The organism is Acinetobacter sp. UBA6526, from assembly GCF_002434875.1.
GTDB classification, from domain to species: Bacteria; Pseudomonadota; Gammaproteobacteria; order Pseudomonadales; family Moraxellaceae; genus Acinetobacter; species Acinetobacter venetianus.
In genome coordinates this window covers 572-7,192 of record NZ_DJLC01000057.1, presented here as the reverse complement: position 1 = coordinate 7,192, position 6,621 = coordinate 572, and the positions used below count along the sequence as shown (strand labels likewise).

8 protein-coding genes are annotated in these 6,621 nt (G+C 41.0%); 3 read left to right on the top strand and 5 right to left on the bottom strand.

The window, feature by feature from the left end:
* The 3 genes from B4237_RS03875 to B4237_RS03865 all read right to left on the bottom strand — a co-directional run.
* The coding region (locus B4237_RS03875; RefSeq protein WP_286941506.1) for a putative quinol monooxygenase at positions 1–183 on the bottom strand (183 nt) is incomplete at its 3' end.
* A gap of 20 nt (positions 184–203) precedes the next feature.
* Positions 204–1,202 (bottom strand): zinc-binding alcohol dehydrogenase family protein, encoded by a 999-nt coding sequence (locus B4237_RS03870; protein ID WP_253135491.1) that lies wholly within the window; start codon positions 1,200–1,202, stop codon positions 204–206.
* Positions 1,203–1,273: 71 nt separating this feature from the next.
* Positions 1,274–2,014, bottom strand: coding sequence for an SDR family oxidoreductase (locus B4237_RS03865; RefSeq protein WP_004915298.1), 741 nt, complete (start codon positions 2,012–2,014; stop codon positions 1,274–1,276).
* A 135-nt stretch (positions 2,015–2,149) separates the two neighbouring features.
* Here B4237_RS03865 and B4237_RS03860 point away from each other — a divergent pair, with 135 nt between their 5' ends.
* The gene (locus tag B4237_RS03860) at positions 2,150–3,049 is read left to right on the top strand and encodes a LysR family transcriptional regulator (protein ID WP_286941502.1); all 900 of its coding nucleotides are present in this window, start codon (positions 2,150–2,152) and stop codon (positions 3,047–3,049) included.
* A gap of 14 nt (positions 3,050–3,063) precedes the next feature.
* Here the strand turns inward: B4237_RS03860 and B4237_RS03855 are convergent, their stop codons facing one another.
* Positions 3,064–4,080: a zinc-dependent alcohol dehydrogenase family protein gene (locus B4237_RS03855; protein WP_286941500.1), complete on the bottom strand. Its 1,017-nt coding sequence runs from the start codon at positions 4,078–4,080 to the stop codon at positions 3,064–3,066.
* Positions 4,070–5,065: a zinc-dependent alcohol dehydrogenase family protein gene (locus B4237_RS03850; RefSeq protein ID WP_286941498.1), complete on the bottom strand. Its 996-nt coding sequence runs from the start codon at positions 5,063–5,065 to the stop codon at positions 4,070–4,072. The genes B4237_RS03855 and B4237_RS03850 overlap by 11 nt, the downstream gene beginning before the upstream one ends.
* A 467-nt stretch (positions 5,066–5,532) precedes the next feature.
* Between B4237_RS03850 and B4237_RS03845 the strand changes: the two genes are divergently transcribed.
* Both B4237_RS03845 and B4237_RS03840 read left to right on the top strand, forming a co-directional pair.
* On the top strand, positions 5,533–5,808 hold the full coding sequence (locus tag B4237_RS03845) for a metal/formaldehyde-sensitive transcriptional repressor (RefSeq protein ID WP_001133596.1): 276 nt from the start codon (positions 5,533–5,535) through the stop codon (positions 5,806–5,808).
* A 21-nt stretch (positions 5,809–5,829) separates the two neighbouring features.
* The coding region (locus B4237_RS03840) for an alcohol dehydrogenase catalytic domain-containing protein (RefSeq protein WP_286941495.1) at positions 5,830–6,621 on the top strand (792 nt) is incomplete at its 3' end.

The window sequence follows — 6,621 nt, the reverse complement described above, 5'->3', positions numbered from 1 at the left end:
GCTAAAAGTGTCAACACACCCTAAGAAGAAATATCTACTCGAGTCATTTTCGCTAATATAAAGCTCATATTTCAAGCACCCTTCTTCTTGAAGCGTAGGCTCTATTACACTTTTTAAAAGCGCTTCTAACCTTTCTTTTTGATCTGATTTTGACTTAATGTTCGCAATTATTGAAATAGTCATTATTTCACCTTGAATTTGTTTTAGAAGTTTTCTAGTACAATTTTGCCTTTTGACTTACCTGATTCAAGCAACTTATGCGCCTTCTCTAAGTTTGCAGCGTTAATTTTGCCTAGATTTTGGTTGAGGGTACTTCTAATTTTTTGCTGGTCAACTAATTGGGCAACCTGTTGCAATAGATCACCTTGCTTTTCAATATCATCGGTTTCATACATTGAACGGGTGAACATCAACTCCCAATGGATAGAAATAGATTTAGTCTTAAACGGCATAATATCAAATGTTTGTGGATCATCGATCAATCCAAGCTTGCCTTGTGGTGCAATCAGAGAAACTATTTGCTTGGTATATGTTTCTGTATGATTTGTAGAGAATACGTATTTTGGTTTTTCAATGCCTAGTGCTTCGATTTGTTCGTTTAAATCTTTGCTATGGTCGATGACATGGTCGGCACCCAGTGATTCCACCCAAGATTTCGTTTCTTCACGTGAAGCTGTTGCTATAACAGTCAGATTTGTTTTTGCTTTTAGGAGTTGGATAGCGATTGATCCTACACCACCTGCACCACCAATAATTAAAATACTGCCAACTTCTGTTTCTGAAATTTGAAACCGATCAAACAGCATTTCCCATGCGGTGATAGCAGTTAATGGCAATGCTGCGGCTTCTGCATTAGATACTGTAATGGGTTTAAGGCTGATGATGCGCTCATCGACTGCTTGAAACTCAGCATTACTACCATCTCGGGTTAAATCGCCAGCATACCAAACAGAATCTCCTACTTTAAACGAGGTAACTTTTGAGCCAACTTCAATAATTTCCCCAACGGCATCCCAACCTAAAATACGATTATTTGCTTCAGACGAATTTTTTCTCACTTTGGTATCAACTGGATTCACAGAGATTGCCTGAACTTTTACCAGTACATCACGCTCCTTAAGCGTAGGCTTCGCTTTTTCAATATCTACCAATGAATTTTTAAAATCATCATGGTGATTTATAACATACGATACGGCTTTCATAGATTTGTCCTTAACTTTAAAAATATAGTAAAAATGGGAGCGAGGTGCTCCCATTTTTTGTTATTCAATTATTAAAACTCTTGGCTCGTTGGGCGTAAAACAATTTCATTAATATCTACATCCGCAGGCTGTTCAATTGCATAAGCAATTGCTCGAGCGACTGAATCAGCTGGTATGGCTTGTTTGTAGAAATCGGTAACAAACTCTGAACTTTCTTTATGAGAAGAACCGAATTTTAGTTCTGACTCAACTGCACCAGGCTCAATAGTCGTCGTTCTAATTGTTCCCCCAACTTCATGACGAAGTCCTTCAGAGATGGCTCTTACAGCAAACTTAGTACCGCTATAAACAGTACCTCCTGGACTAAATACTTTTATCCCTGCAACAGATGCTAGATTAATAAAGTGTCCAAAGTTTTGTTTTTGGAAAACAGGTAGGGTAGCTGCTATACCATAAAGAACACCTTTAATATTGATGTCGATCATACGATCCCATTCATCAACTTTTAGCTCACTTAATGGTGCAATAGACATTAATCCAGCATTGTTTACCAATACATCGATTTGACCAAATGCGCTTAATGCCTTTTCAATAAGTGCTTGTACTTCCTGTGGTTTGGTTATATCCATACCAATAAATTCAGCTTGACCACCTTCAGCACGAATGTCGTGAACAATAGCCTCTAATTTTTCAGTACGTCTAGCACCAAGTACAACCTTTGCACCTTTTTTAGCAAGTAAGCGAGCAGTAGCTTCACCTAAACCACTACTTGCACCAGTGATAACAACAACTTTATTTTCTATATTATTCATACAAGTAACCTTCAACCTATCTGTCAATCATATTTGATGGGTTAAGTATTACAGCCTTGTTATATATAATAAATGAATAATATTATCTTTCAGAATTCCTATTTACGGAATAATTGCCATAACACAGGATAGGACATGCATAACAAATTGGAAATGATGCGTATCTTTTGTGTCGCAGCAGAGTCTCGAAATTTTAAAGAGGCAGCAACTCAGCTGGGTATTTCCCCACAGGCAGTGACACGGGCAATAAAAGAGCTAGAAGAGCAGCGCGGAGAGATTCTGTTTTACAGGAGTACTCGACAAATTAAAATTACCGCTGATGGTGAGCGTCTGGCAAAGCAAGCACGTTTTGCGGTGGGATCGATCGATGCTTTGTTTGTAAAAGACACCAAGGAAAAACGAGATGAAATGCGTGGGACTGTCCGTGTTACTGTGTCGTCTGTGTTAGGGCGTAAATTAGTAGTACCTGCACTAGCAGAATTTGCCACACGTTATCCAGATATTGTCGTGGATTGTGTGCTAACAGATTCACACTCGGATGTGATCGATGAGCGGATAGATATCGGGATCAGATTTGGATTTTTGCCGGACAATCGATATGTGGCAAGGGAATTGGCTAAAGTGAACTTTTATTCTGTGGGTACGCCAGAGTTAATTGATAAGGTTGGAATGCCCAAAAAAATTATTGACCTAGATAAATACCCTCTAACAGCACTAGTCGATCATAAAACAGGGCGTTACTGGCCATGGACATTCACCGAAAGTCGAAGCTTTACACCATCAAATCCCCGTTTTATTACAGATGATCTAGAAGCTGAATTTCAAGCGATTCTCGCTGGAGTCGGGTTCGGACACATGCCTGGATTTCTAGTTTTGCCGTGGCTTAGGAGTGGTAAGCTCATTCAGATACTTCATGAGGAAGCCTCTCCCGTTTGGCGCCTGTATTTATATCGTCCACAGCGGGGCCCGACACCTTTGCGAATCCGAGCATTGTTTGATTACTTAGTGGAAGTGCTGGGTCATATAGAAACCTGAATCAGATAAGACCATCATGTATCTAGAGTAACTACAATTTTTCCTATTTGCTGATTTGATTCAAGATAGCGCTGAGCGTAATGCATGTCCTCAAAGTTAAAGCAACGGTCGATCACTGGACGAAGATATCCTGCACCTATACTGCTAAGAATAAATCGTCTGGCTTGCTCCCTTAGAACAGGGTCATGCAGAATCTCAAGGAACAAAAAACCTCGCATGGTTAAGCTCTTGCGCAATGCAACTTTAAGGGGAAATGGTGTGATCTCCGGGCTAAGTGCACCATGCATAACCATCGTTCCTCCTACAGACATCGCTTTGGCAATCTGTTCAATATGTGGTCCTCCTACAGCATCGAAGGCGACATCAAGATGTTCTCCACCTAAACGTAAAACAAGCGCCTCATACAAATCTGGTTCATCTTCAGTGGCTATAACATTTTTAACACCGAGATCCAGTAAACGTTGCTTTTTCTCTATCGTCTGTGTACTTGCAATGACCTTAGCACCCGCTGCTTCAGCTATCTGTATCGCAGCTAGTCCTACGCTACTTGAAGCTGCTGTGATCAAGATCGTTTTTCCTTTCGAAACTCCACCAGCATGGATTACACCACCCCAAGCCGTCAAATACTGCATCCAGATTGAAGAAGCTTCTTCCCAGCTTAAACTATCGGGTTTGTGAACTAAAAAAGTTTCTGGAATCAGAAGCTTGTCCGCATATGTCCCATATTTGGCTAGATTGTCAGTCGGAAGAATCGATACTGCATCTCCTGGAGAAAATTGGCGTACACCTTCACCTATTGCCAGAACTATGCCTGCTCCCTCATATCCCAGACGAGAAGGGAATACTGCCTTTTGAATATAAGTCCCACGCCGAAACATTACATCAGCCCGGTTGAGTCCGATCGTTTTCATCTGGATTAGAACTTCTCCTGCTGCTGGTAAAGCAACAGGAAGAGTTTCTAATGTCAGAACATCTGTATCTCCAATACTATTGAAGCGCCAAGTCTTGGCCTGAAGTGCGTTAAATGACATCAATAACGACCTTAATATTGGCAGAGCGATCTTGAACAGCATCATGAGCCTCAATCGCTTGGTCTAGAGTAAAGTGACGAGGATCAACAATAGGACGCAGTTTACCTTCCTCAACGAGACGAGTCGCGATCTTAAGGATATCACCATGATGAGCACGGCGATTGCCTGTTAACATCGGCATTAGGACGAATACGCCAGACAGTGTGGCACACCGTAGAGATGAACTCGCTAAATTATGATTACCAAATGCAGCACAGCTGGTAATGTGGCCATAGTGAGTTGTCATGGAAAGTGAGGCATCGAGTACTGGACCACCCACAGTGTCGTAAACAATGTTAAAACCTTGACCCTCAGGGCTTGCAGCAATAATGTCATCGGAAGATGCTGTTGTGTAATCGAGAGGTGTTGCACCGAGTTCTGAAATCAGTGATTGATCAGCTGTACGACTAGTCGCCCAAACATTTGCATCAAGTGCTTTTGCAAGCTGAACAACCATATAACCAACGCCACCAGCACCACCCTGAACCAGTACAGTTTGCCCTGGTTGGACCTTCGCATTATCCACCAAACCCTCCCAAGCGGTGAGGAAAGTCAATGGTAGTACTGCTGCCTCGCGCATAGAGATATTGCGTGGCTTTAATGCGATCAGATCAGCATCTGCTACAACATATTCTGCTAAAGATCCTTGAAGACCACGAACGCCACCAATCAGACCGTAAACTTCATCTCCGACGTTGAAGTGGGTGACACCTTCACCAACGGCAGTTACAACCCCAGCCATATCTGTTCCCAACACGGCAGGAAGCTCTGGCATAGCATATGGTGCTTCACCAAGACGAATTTTATAATCAATAGGGTTTACACCACTAGCATGAACACGTACCAGAACTTGCCCAGCCTCTGGTTGAGGTATAGGCAGTTCTACACGTTTAAATTCATGATCACCAAAATTTTCTAGGATAAGAGCATTCATCATCTTATTCATAGTTGTTCCTTATTCTTAACTGGGGGGATGATGTGCACAGTATCAAAGTAAAATAATCCAATAAATGATATTTATAGGATTTAATAATTCCTAAATAATGAATAATAAATATCATTCGCTCACTAAAAATATTCTAGTACAGTCTGTAAAGGCAATTTAATCTAAACTGTCAGTAGTATTTTCAAGGCTTGAAACGTTCAAAATATCTACAAAGTGGCTAAAATTTGAAACATAATTCTAAAAGGTCACAGCATCACAAAGAACATGAGCCAAAATAAAAAATGGGAGCTAAAAGTCCCATTCTTTGTGACTTTGGCATCAGCTCTACGATGTTAATTTAAAAAAAACTAAAAACAGGCATAGAAAATTTTCGCTAAAGATCTTTTTGATTTTCGATTTATAAAAAATATTGCTTTTTTTATACTATGGGGTACTATAGTATCAATGCTAGCGAGTAAGGAGATCTGATGCCTAATCAGATTGAAGACAAAAAAAAGATTCTTCTACGCGTCAGAAAGATCAAAGGTCAGACGCAAGCGATTGAAAAAGCGTTAGAAGACAATGTGGAATGTGTTGCAATTCTGCAACAAATTTGTTCTGTGCGTGGTGCTATTAATGGTTTGATGAATGAAATGTTGGAGGTTCATTTAAAGGACACTTTAGTATCAGGTGAAACCACAGAACAACAACGAAAAGAAGAATTGGCTGAAATCGCCAAGATTCTAAAATCATATTTAAAATAGATCTGTATAAGGAATTATTCCATGAAGTCACGTGCTGCCGTTGCGTTTGGTCCTGGTCAACCTCTTCAAATTGTTGAGGTTGATGTTGCACCACCAAAGAAAGGTGAAGTATTAATCAAGATCTCCCATACCGGTGTGTGTCATACAGATGCATTTACTTTGTCTGGCGATGATCCTGAAGGTGTTTTTCCGGCTATTCTCGGGCATGAAGGTGCTGGTGTTGTCGTTGAAGTTGGTGAAGGCGTGACTAGCGTCAAACCAGGTGATCATGTTATTCCACTTTACACTGCTGAATGTGGCGAGTGCGTATTCTGTAAATCTGGAAAATCGAACTTGTGTATTTCCGTTCGCGAAACTCAAGGTAGAGGCGTAATGCCAGATGGCACAACTCGTTTTTCCTACAATGGTCAACCGATTTACCACTATATGGGCTGCTCAACGTTCAGTGAATACACGGTAGTGGCAGAAGTATCATTGGCTAAAATCAATCCTGAAGCCAATCACGAACATGTCTGCTTACTGGGTTGTGGTGTAACAACGGGTATCGGTGCAGTACATAACACGGCTAAAGTACAAGAAGGTGATAGTGTTGCGGTCTTTGGTTTAGGTGGTATTGGTTTGGCAGTCGTACAAGCCGCACGTCAAGCTAAAGCAGGACGTATTATTGTGGTTGACATGAATCCAGATAAATTTGCGCTGGCAAAAGAGTTTGGTGCAACGGACTTCTTGAACCCTAAAGATTACGATAAACCAATCCAGCAAGTCATTGTCGAAATGACTGGCTGGGGTGTAGATCATTCATTTGAATGTATT

Bases quoted from the DNA above. Each gene is read 5' to 3' on its own strand.
- B4237_RS03865 (WP_004915298.1), bottom strand. From the start codon at position 2,014: ATGAATAATATAGAAAATAAAGTTGTTGTTATCACTGGTGCAAGTAGT.
- B4237_RS03850 (WP_286941498.1), bottom strand. From the start codon at position 5,065: ATGAATAAGATGATGAATGCTCTTATCCTAGAAAATTTTGGTGATCAT.
- B4237_RS03855 (WP_286941500.1), bottom strand. From the start codon at position 4,080: ATGTCATTTAACGCACTTCAGGCCAAGACTTGGCGCTTCAATAGTATT.
- B4237_RS03845 (WP_001133596.1), top strand. From the start codon at position 5,533: ATGCCTAATCAGATTGAAGACAAAAAAAAGATTCTTCTACGCGTCAGA.
- B4237_RS03870 (WP_253135491.1), bottom strand. From the start codon at position 1,202: ATGAAAGCCGTATCGTATGTTATAAATCACCATGATGATTTTAAAAAT.
- B4237_RS03860 (WP_286941502.1), top strand. From the start codon at position 2,150: ATGCATAACAAATTGGAAATGATGCGTATCTTTTGTGTCGCAGCAGAG.